13 protein-coding genes are annotated in these 16,615 nt (G+C 44.1%); 8 read left to right on the top strand and 5 right to left on the bottom strand.

The window, feature by feature from the left end; genetic code table 11:
• Positions 1-3 precede the first annotated feature (3 nt).
• A complete protein-coding gene (locus tag AB6E30_RS09140; RefSeq protein WP_299134437.1) occupies positions 4-702 on the bottom strand; it encodes an ABC transporter permease in 699 nt (232 codons plus the stop codon).
• A gap of 210 nt (positions 703-912) precedes the next feature.
• Positions 913-1,719, bottom strand: coding sequence for a substrate-binding domain-containing protein (locus AB6E30_RS09145; RefSeq protein WP_372103342.1), 807 nt, complete (start codon positions 1,717-1,719; stop codon positions 913-915).
• A gap of 302 nt (positions 1,720-2,021) precedes the next feature.
• Between AB6E30_RS09145 and AB6E30_RS09150 the strand changes: the two genes are divergently transcribed.
• The gene (locus AB6E30_RS09150; protein WP_029235435.1) at positions 2,022-3,485 is read left to right on the top strand and encodes a sigma-54 dependent transcriptional regulator; all 1,464 of its coding nucleotides are present in this window, start codon (positions 2,022-2,024) and stop codon (positions 3,483-3,485) included.
• Complete coding sequence (locus AB6E30_RS09155) at positions 3,475-5,502, top strand: cache domain-containing protein (protein ID WP_102333335.1); 2,028 nt, start codon at positions 3,475-3,477, stop codon at positions 5,500-5,502. The genes AB6E30_RS09150 and AB6E30_RS09155 overlap by 11 nt, the downstream gene beginning before the upstream one ends.
• Before the next feature lie 368 nt (positions 5,503-5,870).
• Here AB6E30_RS09155 and AB6E30_RS09160 read toward each other — a convergent pair whose 3' ends face one another.
• Complete coding sequence (locus tag AB6E30_RS09160; RefSeq protein WP_017059614.1) at positions 5,871-6,758, bottom strand: mechanosensitive ion channel family protein; 888 nt, start codon at positions 6,756-6,758, stop codon at positions 5,871-5,873.
• A gap of 1 nt (position 6,759) precedes the next feature.
• Complete coding sequence (locus AB6E30_RS09165; RefSeq protein ID WP_372103345.1) at positions 6,760-9,105, bottom strand: ATP-binding protein; 2,346 nt, start codon at positions 9,103-9,105, stop codon at positions 6,760-6,762.
• 462 nt (positions 9,106-9,567) lie between these two features.
• Between AB6E30_RS09165 and AB6E30_RS09170 the strand changes: the two genes are divergently transcribed.
• Positions 9,568-11,151: an ABC-F family ATPase gene (locus AB6E30_RS09170; RefSeq protein WP_009846736.1), complete on the top strand. Its 1,584-nt coding sequence runs from the start codon at positions 9,568-9,570 to the stop codon at positions 11,149-11,151.
• A gap of 222 nt (positions 11,152-11,373) precedes the next feature.
• Here AB6E30_RS09170 and AB6E30_RS09175 read toward each other — a convergent pair whose 3' ends face one another.
• Positions 11,374-12,195, bottom strand: a complete 822-nt coding sequence (locus AB6E30_RS09175) for a formate dehydrogenase accessory sulfurtransferase FdhD (RefSeq protein WP_372103347.1) — start codon at positions 12,193-12,195, stop codon at positions 11,374-11,376.
• Positions 12,196-12,592: 397 nt separating this feature from the next.
• Between AB6E30_RS09175 and AB6E30_RS09180 the strand changes: the two genes are divergently transcribed.
• The 5 genes from AB6E30_RS09180 to AB6E30_RS09200 all read left to right on the top strand — a co-directional run bounded on the left by AB6E30_RS09180 (position 12,593) and on the right by AB6E30_RS09200 (position 16,615).
• Positions 12,593-13,054, top strand: coding sequence for a DUF3305 domain-containing protein (locus AB6E30_RS09180; protein ID WP_061034050.1), 462 nt, complete (start codon positions 12,593-12,595; stop codon positions 13,052-13,054).
• A complete protein-coding gene (locus tag AB6E30_RS09185; RefSeq protein ID WP_229647976.1) occupies positions 13,044-13,727 on the top strand; it encodes a DUF3306 domain-containing protein in 684 nt (227 codons plus the stop codon). Before AB6E30_RS09180 ends, AB6E30_RS09185 begins: the two co-directional genes overlap by 11 nt.
• 299 nt (positions 13,728-14,026) lie before the next feature.
• Entirely contained in the window at positions 14,027-15,688 is a 1,662-nt protein-coding gene (locus AB6E30_RS09190; protein ID WP_017059620.1) for a 4Fe-4S dicluster domain-containing protein, read from the top strand.
• Between the two features lie 9 nt (positions 15,689-15,697).
• Positions 15,698-16,336 carry a molecular chaperone gene (locus tag AB6E30_RS09195; RefSeq protein ID WP_017059621.1) on the top strand — a complete coding sequence of 213 codons (639 nt, stop codon included), beginning with the start codon at positions 15,698-15,700 and terminating at the stop codon, positions 16,334-16,336.
• Positions 16,337-16,414: 78 nt separating this feature from the next.
• Positions 16,415-16,615: a twin-arginine translocation signal domain-containing protein gene (locus tag AB6E30_RS09200; RefSeq protein ID WP_008217926.1), complete on the top strand. Its 201-nt coding sequence runs from the start codon at positions 16,415-16,417 to the stop codon at positions 16,613-16,615.

Below are 16,615 nucleotides of genomic sequence, written 5' to 3' on the forward strand. Positions count from 1 at the left end.
TTCCTAAGTTCTTAGATAGCCTTTTCCTCTCACACTGGAAAGGAAAAAGTTAAGGGCTAATGCCAATGCCAATAAAACCATGCCAAGCGCGACACCTTGTGCGAATGCGCCTTTGTGACTTTCCATAGCAATAGCCGTTGGGATATTTCGAGTCATTCCCATAATGTTGCCACCTACCATCATTGAACAACCCACCTCAGTTACGATGCGAGAGAAGGCAGCAATGGCAGCTGCAAGTAGAGGAAAACGAGTTTCCCAGATCAAGGTACACGCGACTCGAGTGGTAGAAACACCAAGAGTACGTGCCGTTTCTACCGCTCGACGGTCACTGGCTTGCAGCGCGCCGTGCATCATAGCAACCAGAATAGGGAAGCAGATCAGCATCTGACCCAGAATCATCGCCTTTTGGGTGAACAGCAATTGCCAATCACCTAATGGGCCGGAACGAGAGAGCATCATGTACATCAACAAACCAATTACCACTGTAGGGATAGCTTGTAAGGTGTTTATAACCGACAGCAGCGCCCATTTACCGGGGAATTCGGTATAAGCCAATATGAAAGCCATGATGATTGCAGGAATAATCACCAATGAAATGGCGGACAAAGATACGCTGAAGGATACCGCTACAATTTGCCACAGTTCTTGGTCGAAACTGATTAGTAAATTCAATGCATCAAGCGTTGTTTGCCATAGGGTCATGAAGTATCTCGTGTGAATCGATAATGGGTCTTTATCGGTAATGACTGATGTTAATCATAGCTGACACAATATTATTGAGCCTATATTGGCCAGCTATTGTTTCTTTAATCGCTTCAGTTAACTGATTAGTTAAGCGTAGTGCTAATTGGAATCAGCACTTACAACAAACCATTCTCAGCTTGTTATAAACGAATCTACGCTGACGAAAAACTACTCTGCACTCGCTACAAATAGCTGTTTGCCGTGCAGTTTAAAGTCGTTAATCAGTTTCTGACCTTTAGGGTTCACCAGCCAATCACTGAATACTTTCGCCGCTTGGTAGTTAATGCTTGGGTAGCGCTCAGGGTTAACAAGAATCACTTGGTAAGGGTTAAATAGGTTCTTGTCGCCTTGGAAAAGGATTTTAAGATCCAGTTTGTTTTGGTAAGCCAACCACGTGCCACGGTCTGTCATGGTGTAGCCTTGCATTTCAGACGCCATGTTCAGAGTAGGGCCCATGCCTTGACCAACACTGCGGTAGCCACCAAAGTTTGGTTCCATTTTGGTCTGTGCCCAAATGCCCATCTCTTTCTTGTGCGTACCTGAATCATCACCACGAGACACAAACGTCACGTTGTTGGTTGCGATTGCTTTAAATACATCAGCTACTGCTTTTTGAGATTCAACTTTCGCTGGGTCGCTTTGAGGGCCAACAATCACAAAGTCGTTGTACATCAGTTTACGAGGTAAAACGCCGTAGCCTTTTTCAACAAAGTTCGCTTCAGCCTTTGGTGCGTGAGTCATCACCAAATCCACATCGCCATTTTCACCCATGCGAAGAGATTTACCCGTACCCGCAGCAAGAACATCTACTTTAATGCCAGAATCTTTTTCGAATTCAGGCAGTAGGTAATCCAGTAGGCCAGAGTGATAAGTGCTTGTCGTTGTCGCAAGCTTGATATGCGTGGTGTCTTCTGCGCTGCTAGCCGAGTAACTGACGATAGATAGAGCTGCAATAGTTAGGGGAATTGCTTTCATTATTATTATGTCCATTCTGTTATAAATGAATGACATGCCTTCATTTTAAAGGGCTCAAAGAAGGGCATGTACATAAGATGCTAATTCTTGTAATTAGAAATCATCACCTTATAAGCAAGCTTAATGCCAATAAATGATGCATCAGATTTCATTAAATTGCTGTTATTTCGGACAAAACTGCGCCATTTGACCCTATAAAATGAATCAAAACATGAGCTAGGACAAAATGTCGCACTTTGACCCTGTTGATCAAAAGGTTAATTGGTACACTCTGTCCCAACTTTTCTCACCGGCTAATCATTATGTCTTTACCTAGTTCATCTGCATCCAATCTCAACCCGAACACATTGACTCAGTATCAGGCGTTTTCCGTCTTGGTGGTCGATGATGAATTGGGTATGCAGGCTATCTTAAAGAAAGCACTGGGTAAGTTCTTTGGCAAGGTGTCGAGCGCAGGATCGGTTGAAGAGGCTGAAACGCTGCGTTCGAGCGAACATTTTGATCTGATTGTCCTTGATATCAACCTACCAGGCCGCTCTGGCATTGAGTGGGAAGAGGCGTTTAACGACAACGACAAACGCGCCGATGTGATTTTCATGACGGGTTATGCCGATCTAGAGATGACCATATCCGCGCTTAAGCTTGGTGCTTCAGATTTTATTCTTAAGCCGTTCAACCTCGAACAGATGATACAAGCGGTTCTGCGTTGTATGGATAAGCGACTCGACCAAAGAATGCAGTACGCGTTGAAGCGTGATGTGAGTCGTCATATCAAGACTGAACTGATTGGCAATTCAGACAAGACCAAACAACTTAAATTGCTGATCAGTCAATTTGCACCGTCTCGAGCGTCCGTCTTGATAGAAGGTGAGTCGGGTACCGGCAAAGAGCTGGTTGCTCGTGGTGTACATGAAGCCAGTAAACGCACAGGTCCATTTGTGCCAATCAACTGTGGTGCGATTGCTCCAGAGCTTCTAGAAAGTGAACTGTTTGGACATACATCAGGCGCATTTACTGGTGCGAAGAAAAACCGTGAAGGTCTTTTCCGAGTCGCAAGTGGTGGCACCTTGTTCCTTGATGAAATTGGTGAAATGCCACTGCCAATGCAAGCTGCATTGTTACGCGTGTTAGAGCAAAGAACCATTCGTCCAGTCGGTAGCGAGAAGGAAATTTCCGTTGACGTACGAGTGGTGGCGGCGACCAACCGAAATCTTCAAGAAGAGGTCGATAAAGGGCACTTCCGCCGCGATCTGTTCTACCGACTCAATGTACTTAAGATTGATGTGGTGCCATTGAGAGAGCGCCCGTCAGACCTGATTGAACTTGTTCCATACTTTACTCGTCTTTTATCGAGCGAGCTTGGCATGCCAGTTCCAAATTGGGCACATGAAGATATCTTGGCGTTGAACGAATACGAATGGCCGGGAAATATTCGTGAACTTAAAAACTTAGTCGAACGATGCATTCTTTTAGACAAGCCACCAGCACACTATTGGCGCGAGATTAATGGTGATCCTGTTCCCGCTAGCATTTCAGTGACGGTGTCACATGGTGCGGAAATGCCAAACTTGAATAATGCAGACGCTGCCGAGGGTTATCCAAACACTTGGACACTCAAAGAAGTAGAAAAATCTCATATAGAACAGCTGGTTAGTTTTCATGATGGCAATAAATCGGCAGCTGCAAGAGATCTTGGCGTCGCACGTAAAACGCTAGAGCGTAAGTACAAAGATTGGAACACAGAAGGCTCTGAATATGCCGATTAGACGTCGTTGGTGGTCAAAGTGGGCGTTCCGATTCAAAACCATGGTTCGCTACCGATTATTATTCCTAACATCAGCTCCGATCATTCTGACCTTGTGCGCGCTTGTGGCTATCACACTGTATTGGTCAATACGTTACACGTGGCAGGGCGCTCTGATTGATGTTGATGAACGCTTGGATGTTGCCGATAACAGTATTCACCTGATCCAAAATCAGCAAGCATACAACGTTCGTGCGTTCGCCGAGTCTTATAACTTTCGAACCAAACTCGCGAGTGATCTTTCACACGAAGAGCTAACTCGCTGGGTGTCTGAGAACAAATCTCGCTATGAGCTCGATTTTCTGCGCTGGCGCAGTGTCGAGAGCATGGAAAAGAAACTCGAATATCTAAACTTAACTCACAAGCCTTCATTTTTCAGTGTCTTAAGCCGTAATGAACTCAATTATCTCGATCGTGACCTCGCTAAAAAAGCGGAAGTTCCGATGCTCAACGGGCAAGAGGTCGAGACTCGCGGATTGGTAAGCCGAACCGTTGTATCCATCAAAGATGAACATGATCATGTGATTGGTTTTCTGGATGGTGGGATCTTACTGAATAACAGTACTCAACTTGTTGACCAAATCAGTAACCTTATCTATCCACAACGAGAAGGTTTTAATCGTCATATAGGAACGGTCACGGTTTTCCTTGATGATCTTCGTGTTAGCACCAACGTGCCTTTGAGCAGTGAAGACAGTGTAGGGCGCGCCATTGGTACACGTGTTTCTCACGAGGTTCACTCGAAAGTCTTGAATGAAGGTAAAGAGTGGCTAGATCGAGCGTATGTTTACGATGCTTGGTACATCACAGCTTACCAACCAATCCATGACCAGTTTAATAATGTGATTGGTATGCTTTACACCGGTTATTTGATTTGGCCGCTGATAGAAACGTACTTAACCAACCTTGGCGAAATTAGCATTACCATTGTGTTGCTTCTGTTGGCATCCGGTTTGATCGTTCACCGTGGCGCACGTGATCTTTTCAACCCAATCGAACGCATTCATAAAGTGGTGAAGCTAGTACAGATGGGGCAAGACAAGCGAATTGGTACGCTAGGTTTGGATGATCAACACGAACTGACACTGCTCGCTAAACAGTTCGATAAGATGTTGGATCTACTGCACGAGCGTAATCAAGAGATTCAACAAGCGGCGTCTGAACTAGAGTGCAAAGTGCATTCTCGTACCGCGAGTTTGAAAGAGAAAACTGAAGAACTTGAACTGCACATCAAGCTTCTCAATCAAGCCAGAGATAAGCTGGTGGTCAATGAAAAACTGGCCGCGTTAGGTGAATTAACGGCAGGTATTGCTCATGAGATCAATAACCCAACCGCCGTGATTCTTGGCAACGTTGAACTGATGAAGTTTGAACTGGGCGATGAAGTGAGCCGTGTAGATGAGGAAGTCCACGCGATCATGGAGCAGATTGACCGAATTCGAAATATCACACGAAGCCTGCTTCAATACAGCCGTCACGGCGGCGTACAAGACGAAATTACGTGGCAACATATCAACCCAATAGTGGATGAAAGTATTACGCTCGTAAAAACAGGTGCGAAGAAGAAAGGCATTGTGTACGTATCGCAGCTGAACGCTAAAACCTCAGTCGAGGTCAATCGAAACCAATTGCTACAGATTCTGGTTAACCTACAAATGAACGCGATTCATGCAATGGACGGTCAGGGCACGTTAACCATTTCGAGTGAAGACTGGGTTGAAAATGGTGTGTCTCATGGCGCTATCGTTCATGTTCAAGATGAAGGCTGCGGTATTAAGGAAGAACAACTGAAACGTATCTTCTCGCCTTTCTATACCACCAAACGAGATGGCACGGGCTTAGGGTTGTCAGTATCTCAGAGTATATTGAGCCAAACTGGCGGCGAGATCCGAGTTGAATCTGAGGTAGGTAAGGGAAGTTGCTTTAGTATCTATCTTCAACAGAAAGCGACACCTCAATTGCTTGTATCAAACCTATAAGTTCTAAGAACTCATTCACTAATATTATCATCTGATAATATTTCTAACGCGCTTGGGCTATTACACGAACGTTTTAGCCCAAGCACGAAAATTCTGTACTACTAATCTATCGCAAACCAAATCTCAACTCGCTGCAAATGAGGTACTCCAAGCCTCACAATCGCTCGCAGAAGACAGTCAGAAAATGGCGAACACTACAGAACACCTTACTGAGCAATTGAAATACTTTAAGGTTTAGCATCAATAGGACTATTAGCTTAAAGATAAAAAGCTCATAAAAAACACCTCCGCACTTGCGATAAGTTCGGAGGTGTTTTTATTTATGGCTAGTCATTTGCTATAAGCAACAAACATCTAAAGCATCAAGCCTAATGCGCCGCTACTGAAATTTTCGGTGGGTTGATGTTGTGCTTCTTAAACTCTTTCATCACACGCAAAGTAATGTCGGTTTCAAACAGCTTCTCATACGCAGTATCCACAACGTAAGCCTTACAAGTTAGCTGTATTGCTAGGTAGTTATCGGTAATCGTCTGTTTAACCAAAACCGTTACAGGTTTCGGCAAGTGGATATAACGACTTGAAGACGCCGCTTCTTGAATCAGATCGCGGGCTAGGGTGATGTCTTCATCCATACCAACGTAAAACGGAATCACCACCTGCATGTCCAACGCACCGTAGTTACCACTGGTGGTCACTTCATTTAAGAACTTGTTGTTCGGAATGGTAATGATGTCATCGTTCAGGGTTCTCATTCGCACTGAACGCAAACCAATGGTAATGATATCACCGTAGTTGCCTTCGAACGTGACGCGGTCACCAACTTGAAAGGGCCTATCAATCATTACCGTGATGCCCGCGATGAATGAAGCTGCCAAATCTTTAAGCGCAAAGCCGACTGACACGGCGAGGGTACCACCAATCAAAGCCAGTATTTGGTCGTTGATTCTAAAGCTCATCATGAACACGATAAGACCTGTGCTCACATAGATAAAGAACTGAGTAAACGACTGCAGTTTCTGTAGCAGCATTCGGTATTGCACGAATTGGCTACCAAAACTGGTCACCATCGAGTTGATAAACTTAAGCAGTAACCACATCGCAGCAATAACGATCATGGAGAAGAACACGCCGCTCCATCGCACTAGACTCGCTATCTTTGAGATGTTTTCTACATTGGCTAACTCTTCCGTCGCAAAGATCGGGAAACTGACAGCACTTGCCAAGCCAACAAATAGTAGGATAAATAACTTCTTCATTTTACTTCACCAGTAGATGTTGACGGTCGAGAACGTTAGTAATGTGGCGGAACCAGTGCTCGGAAATTCGAGCCTTTTCTTCATGCCAACCAATATAACCACGGCTTTCAAAGTAACGCAGAATGCCGGTTATCTCAGCCGTGCTTAGCTGCGTACAATCAGACAAGACTTCCGGAGACGCGATTTCCAACTGCACGATAGAACGAAGCACAGCCAGCATAGGTTTTGGCATGTTTTCTAGTTCTTGTGCTTCTGGAACATGGAACAAGCGCACCACGGCTTGATCGGTATCTTTGTTTCGATTCAATGAGAGTCGGAAGAAGCGCAACGCAACGGTAGGGTTACCATCAGAGTAATGCCACAAGATTCGGTAGAAGCCTTGGCGTGCGCGATCTTCCTCGCTCATGTCATCTTGGTCCCACTGTTTAGGCACCACCAAACCATCAAACGATAACGGCTTCTCAAGCTCCGTATTAATACGGCTATTTAGAAGCTCACCGACTTGTTTCTCTGTCCAACGCGGAAGGAAACACACCAAGTCAAACAGCAAACGTTCGCCACGCGCTCGATCGACAAACCGCCAGCTTGATTTGGCGATCGATATCACGACACGGTGGTTTTTTTTAGAACGACGCAGTAGATTGGTTAAACGTATCAGATCAGACAAGCCGCCAACCATTGGCTTAACTAGACGTTGTGCATTATCGATCGCAATCAAGTACGTGGTCTTGCTTTTACGAAGGTGAGCCAAGATCTGAATCTCAGTCGCTTTCTCTTCCAAGCCGATGCTCACCGCTAGATGCGCTAACAGCTCTTGATAACCAGCGTAAGGGCAACTTACGTAGACAGGTTCAGCGTTAGAGACTTTGTGCAGCAGTGTATAAAGCAGCGTTGTTGCGCCCACACCACGTTCACCTGAAACAATACAGATAGCAGGGCTGTCTGACATCAAGTAGCGAGACAGTTGCTTAACCTCATCACCGGCGTAATCAATCAGCGTGCTGTCGATATTACCCGGAAGAATGTATTCATAGGTTTGATCGCCTTTGATTCGAACCAAGTTTTGTTGATTCTTGTCAAGGTCAGACTGCTTAGCCACTTCAATTCTAAACAGGTACGCCAAAGCTTGGCTAAACAGTGTGTAATTAGACAGTAAGGCCATGATGCGGTGTTGGAAGTTGTAAACACTCAACCATACGATGCCAATGGCCGTCGCCAATATATTAAGTAAGAAGGTATCCTTGCGGTTTACTGCCCAGTTCACCCATACCGGACGATCAGAGATGTGTTGCAGCGTATCGAAGACTTTCGCACGCCATAATCTAAGCACTGAAATGGTAACCAGTACAAACCAGAAAAATAGGGCGCTGTAGATCCAGCTATAGATAGTGCCTTTGCCTAGCGTGATACTCGATATTTGCAAAGTCACGCCCGCAACAATGAAGCTCCAAACATAACGGCGAATGGTCGATAGGCGCAGCGCAATCACTTCTTGATTAGATGTGCGGCCCAAACGATACGCAAATTCCAAAATAAAGCTGATAGCAATCGAACCACCTAGAATCCACCAAGTGAAGATCTCAAGGAAAATCAGGTGTTGCAGGCTAGGGATGCTGGAGAGCACTCTTAGAGAAAGCGTAATCGCAATTAACCAAGCAATCGCACGATCAGCGCGGCTGATGTACCAGATCACACGAACTAAAAATGGAGGGTTCGTTTTCGCTTCAAGAAAATTAATTCTTAACAACTCAATCAAACGAGTGCTATTGGCAAGCCACCACGCTAAACCAAAATAGATAAACAACACTTTTAACGATGCACCAATCACAGGCACTGGCGAAATAAAGATGTCTTTAACGAGCGCTTTAAAGCTACGAATTTGGAAGTAAACAAGATACTCAATGTTGAGCTTGGTTAATTCCCACTCTTGCTTAAATTGAGTTACGCCGTAGGGGCCAAAACCCGTTAGGCGCTCTTTATTAGCGGAATTCGTCTGCTCTAACAGGTGTTGCTTGCTCACATTCAAGCTATTCAAAGTGACGTAACTGGTTTGAACGGCAAACCATTGATCGGCGTCGTTGTTCGCTCTGTAGGCTTTTATCTGTTGCTCGAAGGTTTTGATTTCCTGCTTTTGAACTTGTAGCACTTCAGCGAGCAATATATTGACTTGGCGTCTGTCCGACGGTTCCATAAAGAGGGGGTCGGGTAACGAATCAATTCGATCATCGAGATCAACAGCAGAATCGGATACCTGCGGCTGAGATTGTAAGTCATATTCCAAGTTGGCATGACTAGGCCAAGAGAGAATGGCCAAAGTGAGGATTAAGAAGCGCGATAGTGAACGCATAAAAGTCTCTTAGAATTATGAGGTTAGGATTACTATAGTTAGATAATCTGACTTTGTGAAATCCAACCCCGTGTCGGGGGCGAGTACTTTATTCCTGTTTCGAGCGATTTTGTCATGAAATTGTCAGGGATTAGGCTAGTATTTGAGCATCTTTATTATGTCTTCTGTTGCGTTGATCGGGTTGGCTTTTACTGTGACCAATCAGCATACGATATATTCAATGGTTGGCATGATTTGGGACGTTATATACCGCCCATTATGGTGCGCTGTTCGATATTTTGTTTTTCCTTAAAATCGACGGTTTTACGGCGATAAATAGAAAACCAAAAATGGGAGTCAGTTCAAACTATGATTTGGCTAGGTTATCACTCACTTAATGGCCAGTAATTGCAATCAATACTTGCAGTTAAAGCCTTGAACAAGTAACGTTGCGGCGTTTTTCACATTAAAAAGGTAATGGCATTGATCTCCACAGCAAATATCACCCAACAATTCGGCGCTAAGCCACTTTTCGAAAATATTTCAGTTAAGTTCGGCGAAGGCAACCGCTACGGTTTAATCGGCGCGAATGGCTGTGGTAAATCGACGTTCATGAAGATCCTATCTGGTGAACTAGAGCCAAGTGCTGGTAACGTAAGCTACGATCCAAACGAGCGCGTTGCTAAGCTAAACCAAGACCAGTTTGCTTACGAAGAATTCACGGTAATCGACACGGTTATCATGGGTCACAAAGAGCTTTGGGCTATTAAGCAAGAGCGTGACCGCATTTACTCTTTGCCAGAAATGAGCGAAGAAGACGGCATGAAAGTGGCTGACCTTGAAGTTCAGTTCGCTGAAATGGACGGCTACATGGCAGAAGCTAAAGCTGGTGAGCTTCTTCTAGCGGTAGGTATTGAAGAATCAATGCACTTCGGTCTGATGAGCGAAGTAGCACCGGGTTGGAAACTTCGTGTTCTATTGTCTCAAGTACTGTTTGCAGACCCGCATATCATGCTTCTTGACGAACCAACGAACAACCTGGACATGGACACCATCAAGTGGTTGGAAGACACGCTAAACCAACGTAACTGCACAATGATCATCATTTCGCACGACCGTCACTTCCTAAACTCTGTTTGTACACACATGGCTGACCTTGATTACGGCGAACTTCGTCTATTCCCAGGTAACTACGATGAGTACATGACGGCTGCGACTCAAGCTCGTGAGCGTCTACTGTCTGACAACGCTAAGAAGAAAGCACAAATTGCTGAACTTCAAACGTTCGTATCTCGTTTCTCTGCTAACGCATCTAAAGCGAAGCAAGCAACGTCACGTGCTAAGCAGATCGATAAGATCCAACTAGACGAAGTTAAAGCGTCTAGCCGTCAAAACCCATTCATCCGTTTCGAACAGTCTAAAGAGCTATTCCGTAACGCACTTGTGGTTGAAAACCTATCTCAAGGTTTTGAAGAAGACCTATACAACAAGTTCGACGGTATTTTCGAAGTAGGTGAGCGTGTTGCTATCATCGGTGAGAACGGTGTGGGTAAAACAACACTACTTAACACACTAGCTGGCGCTCTTGAGCCTCGCACAGGTGAGTACAAGTGGTCTGAAAACTCAAACATCGGTTACTACGCTCAAGATCACGCACACGATTTCGAGACAGACATGAACTTGTTTGATTGGATGAGCCAATGGCGCCAAGAAGGCGAAGACGAGCAAGTTGTTCGTGGCTTCCTAGGTCGTATGCTATTTGGTCAAGACGACATTAAGAAATCTGTAAAGGTTATCTCTGGTGGTGAGCAAGGTCGTATGCTTCTTGGTAAAATCATGATGCATAAACCAAACATCCTGCTAATGGATGAGCCAACAAACCACATGGATATGGAATCTATCGAAGCGCTTAACTTGGCTCTTGAGAACTACAAAGGCACATTGTTCTTCGTATCTCACGACCGTGTATTCGTAGACTCGCTTGCAACTCGTATCCTTGAAATCAAAGATGGCAAGATCAACGATTTCCGCGGTACTTACGCTGAGTTCTTGAAAGCACGCGGCTAAGCTTTAAGTTAGCCTTAGTTTTCAACTCTATGCGTTGGAAATTAAGCTATAAATTGAAAATTAAAAACGCCGTCATACTAAAAAGCATGACGGCGTTTTTGTATCTAGCTAAGTTTCTATGTATTTATCCTTGATGGGTCACTAACTATTTACATCAGAACTTTACAATTAGAAGCGGTTAGTGAATCACCAATCAAACCTACGCTTTTTTCCGACTGCTGATTATTCACCTTTCACATCAAAGTCAATCTTGTCTGCACCCGTGAACACTTGGAAGCGTAAACCTTTAGCGCGAGCAATCGTAGTGATGCCGAACTTCTGCGCTAAATCTAAGCCCATTTGTGTAACGCCAGAGCGTGACAGTAGAACAGGGATTCCCATCTGCGCTACCTTAATCACCATTTCAGAGGTTAGGCGGCCTGTGGTGTAGAAGATCTTATCTCCGCCATCTTCTTTGTTAAGCCACATCTCACCCGCTAGGGTATCAACCGCATTGTGACGGCCTACATCTTCCACAAACGACAACACCTGATCGTCTTTGCAAACAGCACAGCCATGAACCGCACCCGCTTTCTTGTAGGTGTCGTTATAATGAGTCAGCGCTTCTAGAGCCGTATAGATTTCAGATTGCTTAATCTTGGTTTGAGGCACTTGGTAATCTTCCAATTGCTTCATCACGTTGCCATACATGGTACCTTGGCCACAGCCAGAGGTAACTGTCTTCTTCTTAAGCGCTTGCTCAAGTTGGCTCGTATCTTCTTTGGTGATAACCGCTGCTGAGCTGGTTTCCCAGTCGATGATGATTGATTCAACGGCTTCTGGATCAGAAAGGAAGCTTTGGTTTTTCAAATAACCCAAGACTAATGCTTCCGGGCGTGAACCCAATGTCATTAGAGTTACGATCTCTTTCCAGTTCAACATAACGGTAAGAGGGCGCTCGCACGCAATTTGTTTCGTTAGCTTTTCGCCATATTCATCAAACACTTCAACTTCGATGGTCTGAAGTGGGTTTTCACTGGTTTTTATTATGTTTGGTTTTACCACAGTCACGTCCTACTTAATGAGATAGCGATTATAAGGGAGAAGAAGTTAGGCAAGAGTCATCATACGACTCTTTAGAATACATGCGTTCTCTGTCACTTAGTCAGTCTTAGCTTTAACTCAAGCATTTAGCAATTCTCATTCCAAAATAGCGGCTATTCGAGAAAACATGAAGCATTCGATTAAAATAGCGCAAAATATGAGAGTTCACCGAGACTAACTGTCTCAAACCAGCGCGATCGACTAACGTTATAGGGGTAACTTTACGACAAACGCACTAAAGACGGAGCAGGACTTAAAATGTATTGGCGTGTTTATTGCTTTGTAGAGGGTATATGATTATGCGAAGTACAAAATGTCCTACGTACGATCAGAATAAAGAAAATCAATTGGGTGCAGTATGTCTGAGATAAAAGAATTCCAAGAACACTACGAAAAAACAGAATCAGCTTGGCCAATAGGTGTCCAAAGAATAGAGAAAGAGATCAAAACTGGCATTTGGGTAACAACTCAATGGGAACTCATCGGTTTTGAATTATCACCTGAACATGAAACCCCAGACGTATGTTTGCTTCAGTTACACAAAGACGAACGTACCGACTACCGCTTCAATCTAAGCTCTCAGCAACCTAAGCTATTCTTAGTTATGGATAATGTTGACTCCGGTAAACCTATTATTCAATTACTGACAGCATCACAAACAGTCGCAGGCCAATACATGGACGGAGATAACCAAGTATTGTCATACGACATGCCTTTACCTGTACAAGCGTGGATGGAAGCCTTTATCGGTCGTCATGGTGAATTATTAGAAGCAAGACGTAAGAAACGTAAAGGCGCGGGTCGATCAAATGGCAACTAACTTTTTTAGCCGTTGGTCTCAACGAAAGCTTGATGAATCAACCGACCAACCTTTAGAAGCGCAACAAACGCTTGAGGAAACTGAGCTTACTTCCACTGAGGCTTCGTCTGCTGCTTCATCTATAGACGCAGAAACATCGGAGTCACTAGAACGTGGAACTTTGGAAAAAGAGTCTCCAGAACACGCTGTCGATTCTCAAACTATTGACTCTCAGGAGATAGCATCAGAAACGACTGAAGACTTGTCTGTTGCTCAATTATTGGTGTCAGAAGCTTCAGAAAGCGTAAAAAAAGCGGCATTGCGTAAATTATTCCTCTCAGAAGAATTCAACGTTCGTGATGGTTTAGATGATTACGACGACGATTACAGTAATTTGAAGTCTCTTTCTGAAGGGGTTGCGGAAACCTTGCGTGATTGGGTTAAAGACAAAACGGAAGAAGAAACTGCGCCAGAAGAAGAGCAAATCATTGATAATAAAGACGAAGGTGAAGTTTTAGAAAATTCTGAAAGCGATCTTGAGGTATCTGATAATAAACTTGAAACGTCAGAAAGTGCCGAAATAACCGAACAAGAAAAAGAACTGTATAAAAAAACAGTATCGGATAATAACGCTACAATGTCAGACGAAGCAGACCTGAAAGAGGTGGGACAAAATATACCACACAAAGAATAGGTACATTTTGACTAAACACTCAATGAACCGCTTGCGACAAAATGTCCCAAGCGGTTTTTTTATACGCACAATAAACGTTATATAGGATTAAATCACTGAAATATAAGGCATATTAAATTGGCATGGCATTTGCAAAATAACGTTCATTATCAACTTTTTTGTAGATAGACGAGTTCACGGTCTGACGAACGACACACTGGCTAAAGGGTTAGTTGTTAACGGATTACTCAGCAAGTTCTCTCTCGCTTACTACAATAAAGGTTGAACAGATTATCCATGTCCAAAGATGGAACTGAGCAATGCTTAAACAATTATTAGAACAAGCAAATTCAAATAACGCGAAAGCAAGACTGTATGCATTTGAAAATACAGTTGAGTTAACAAATCTGATTCCACCTACTGTTAGCTACGAAAGCGGCGGTAATACACTTGTTATTGGTCCAACTGCGATCATTGAAAGTGCTGCGGCTCAATTACCTCAATTGACGAGCCTAACCTTATTGTCAACAGATGGCGAAAAGGGCACAAACCCAGAACTGTACTTCGCGAATTCGGTTCAAGTATCCGGTTTCCTTGGCACGTTTGAAGTTGTGATCGAAAACAAAGGCACATCAAGCAATCTAGCGAAAGTCGCGATTAATCACGATTGTTTCGATGTTGTTTTAGACCTATGTCTGAATAGCTGCATGACAGAAGAAGTACCTGTACCGGGTTATTACCCAGTAGGTCGTGGCTATCCAAAACTTGCTGAAGCACTGGAAGAGATTCCAACGCTTATGGGCACATTTGATAAGCCTAAGTTCTTCCGTCTCGACACTGACCTTTGCGCGCACAGTTCTCGTGGCGTAAAAGGCTGTGAGCGTTGTGTAGATGCTTGTCCTGCTGGCGCACTATCAAGTGAAGGCTCTGATAAGACGGGTCACAAGATTGAGATTAACCCTTACCTATGTCAAGGCGTTGGTACTTGTGCAACTAGTTGTCCTACAGAAGCGATTACCTATGCGCTGCCAAACCCTGATGACACTCAAAAGTTTATTGAACGTACGCTAGCTAATTATGAGCAAGCGGGTGGTCTGGATCCAATCGTACTTATCTGTAGCTCACGTCATGAGACTTACAACGTGATGGCTCTTAAAGCGCTACCAGATAACGTGATTCCAATTGTCGTAGAAGAACTGCCATCTATTGGTATCGATACTTGGTTTGCAGCTTTAGTTAATGGCGCAACTCAGGTTCTGTTTGCCGCATCTCGCTTTATGCCAGAAACGATCATTCGTGTTCTGAATAACGAAGTAGGGATTGCTCAAGAACTACTAGATCAAATCGGTATTCCAAAAGAAACCATCGATATTCTGTACTTAGAATCTCTACGTGAATGTCCTCCAACACTTTGTGTGGATTCATTCGACCTTGCACTTGGCGATCTTCAAGGCAACAAGCGCCAACGTCTATTTACAGCACTTGATGCGATGTCTTCAGCTCGTATTCCTGTTGAAAATATTGTTGAGCTTCCGTCAAACGCACCTTACGGCAACGTTTCGTGTGATAGCAAAGATTGTACGTTATGTATGAGCTGTGTGGCTGTGTGTCCGACACGTGCACTTCATACCGACGGGGCTTCTCCATCACTTAAATTTGTAGAACAAGACTGTATTCAATGTGGCTTGTGTGAAAAGGCATGTCCTGAAAATGTTCTGACTCTTACGCCTCGTATGAACTGGGTAAAAGAAGAACGTCAAAAAGCAGTTGTGATTCATGAAGAGAAAGCTGCGGAATGTGTACGTTGCCATAAACCATTCGCACCTCAGTCTATGATTGACATGTTACAGAACAAGTTACGCGGTCACTCTCACTTTTCAGATGAAGCAGCGATTAATCGTATTGCTATGTGTGAAGACTGCCGTGTGGTGGATATGTTCGATTCAATGGCTCAAGACCCATTGAAACAATTGAAATACTAGGAGTTAGCCTTGGAAACGAATTTGGATCAGGCACAAGAACAGACACTAAGAACTGAGATCTATTTGGTTCTATCCGCACTGTTTCGCAGCGCACCTTCTGAAGAGGTGATCGACTTTCTAAAAACACTCGATATTGAAGCGTCTGAAAGCGCAATGCAAAAGGCTTGGATTGCCATTCAACAAGCGGCAACAGAATCAAACCGTGAAGCTCTTGAAGACGAATATCAAGATTTGTTCATCGGTATTGGGCGTGGAGAAGTCGTTCCATTTGGTTCTTGGCATCGCACTGGCGCCATGATGGAAAAACCATTGGCGGAGATTCGTCATGACTTAGAGCTTTTAGGCATTGAGCGTGACGATCAAGTGAAAGAGCCGGAAGATCATATCGCAGCACTGTGTGAAGTGATGGCGATGCTAACGGCTGAAGAAGAAGCACTGCAACAGGCGGTATTCAATAAGCACCTTGGCCCTTGGTTTAACTCTTTCACGCGTCAGCTTGAAGGGGCAGAAAGCGCGAACTTCTACAAATCGGCCGCTCAACTGTGTGAAGCATTCTTAACGTTAGAACAAGTGCGTTTTAGCGTGAATACAAAAAGCAGTAAGCACAAATTAAAGATTGATGTGAAAAACGTCACTGATTACGAGTAATCGAGCAGTACGCGATTATATCGATAGAGGGGCATTAAGCCTCCAAAAAAAGATCTACCGTAAGGTAAGGAAGCAATGATGAAAGATAATAAAGATATAAATACAAGCCGTAGGGATCTACTCAAAGGCTTGACGACTGCAGCCGTTGCTGGTGCCGTTGTCGCTGGTACAACTAAAGTGGCAACCGCTTCAGAAACTGTTGAAATTTCGAAAGAAGACGTGAAGAAGACAGGGTATCGTGAGACGCAACACATTCGCGATTACTACGACACACTTTAG

Origin of the sequence: Vibrio sp. 10N.247.311.12, from assembly GCF_041467515.1 — a bacterium.
Classification (GTDB): Bacteria; Pseudomonadota; Gammaproteobacteria; order Enterobacterales; family Vibrionaceae; genus Vibrio; species Vibrio crassostreae_C.

Excerpts from the sequence above, each read along its gene's own strand:
- AB6E30_RS09140 (WP_299134437.1), bottom strand. The coding sequence starts at position 702 with ATGACCCTATGGCAAACAACGCTTGATGCATTGAATTTACTAATCAGT.
- AB6E30_RS09145 (WP_372103342.1), bottom strand. The coding sequence starts at position 1,719 with ATGAAAGCAATTCCCCTAACTATTGCAGCTCTATCTATCGTCAGTTAC.
- AB6E30_RS09150 (WP_029235435.1), top strand. The coding sequence starts at position 2,022 with ATGTCTTTACCTAGTTCATCTGCATCCAATCTCAACCCGAACACATTG.
- AB6E30_RS09155 (WP_102333335.1), top strand. The coding sequence starts at position 3,475 with ATGCCGATTAGACGTCGTTGGTGGTCAAAGTGGGCGTTCCGATTCAAA.
- AB6E30_RS09160 (WP_017059614.1), bottom strand. The coding sequence starts at position 6,758 with ATGAAGAAGTTATTTATCCTACTATTTGTTGGCTTGGCAAGTGCTGTC.
- AB6E30_RS09165 (WP_372103345.1), bottom strand. The coding sequence starts at position 9,105 with ATGCGTTCACTATCGCGCTTCTTAATCCTCACTTTGGCCATTCTCTCT.
- AB6E30_RS09180 (WP_061034050.1), top strand. The coding sequence starts at position 12,593 with ATGTCTGAGATAAAAGAATTCCAAGAACACTACGAAAAAACAGAATCA.
- AB6E30_RS09185 (WP_229647976.1), top strand. The coding sequence starts at position 13,044 with ATGGCAACTAACTTTTTTAGCCGTTGGTCTCAACGAAAGCTTGATGAA.
- AB6E30_RS09190 (WP_017059620.1), top strand. The coding sequence starts at position 14,027 with ATGCTTAAACAATTATTAGAACAAGCAAATTCAAATAACGCGAAAGCA.
- AB6E30_RS09200 (WP_008217926.1), top strand. The coding sequence starts at position 16,415 with ATGAAAGATAATAAAGATATAAATACAAGCCGTAGGGATCTACTCAAA.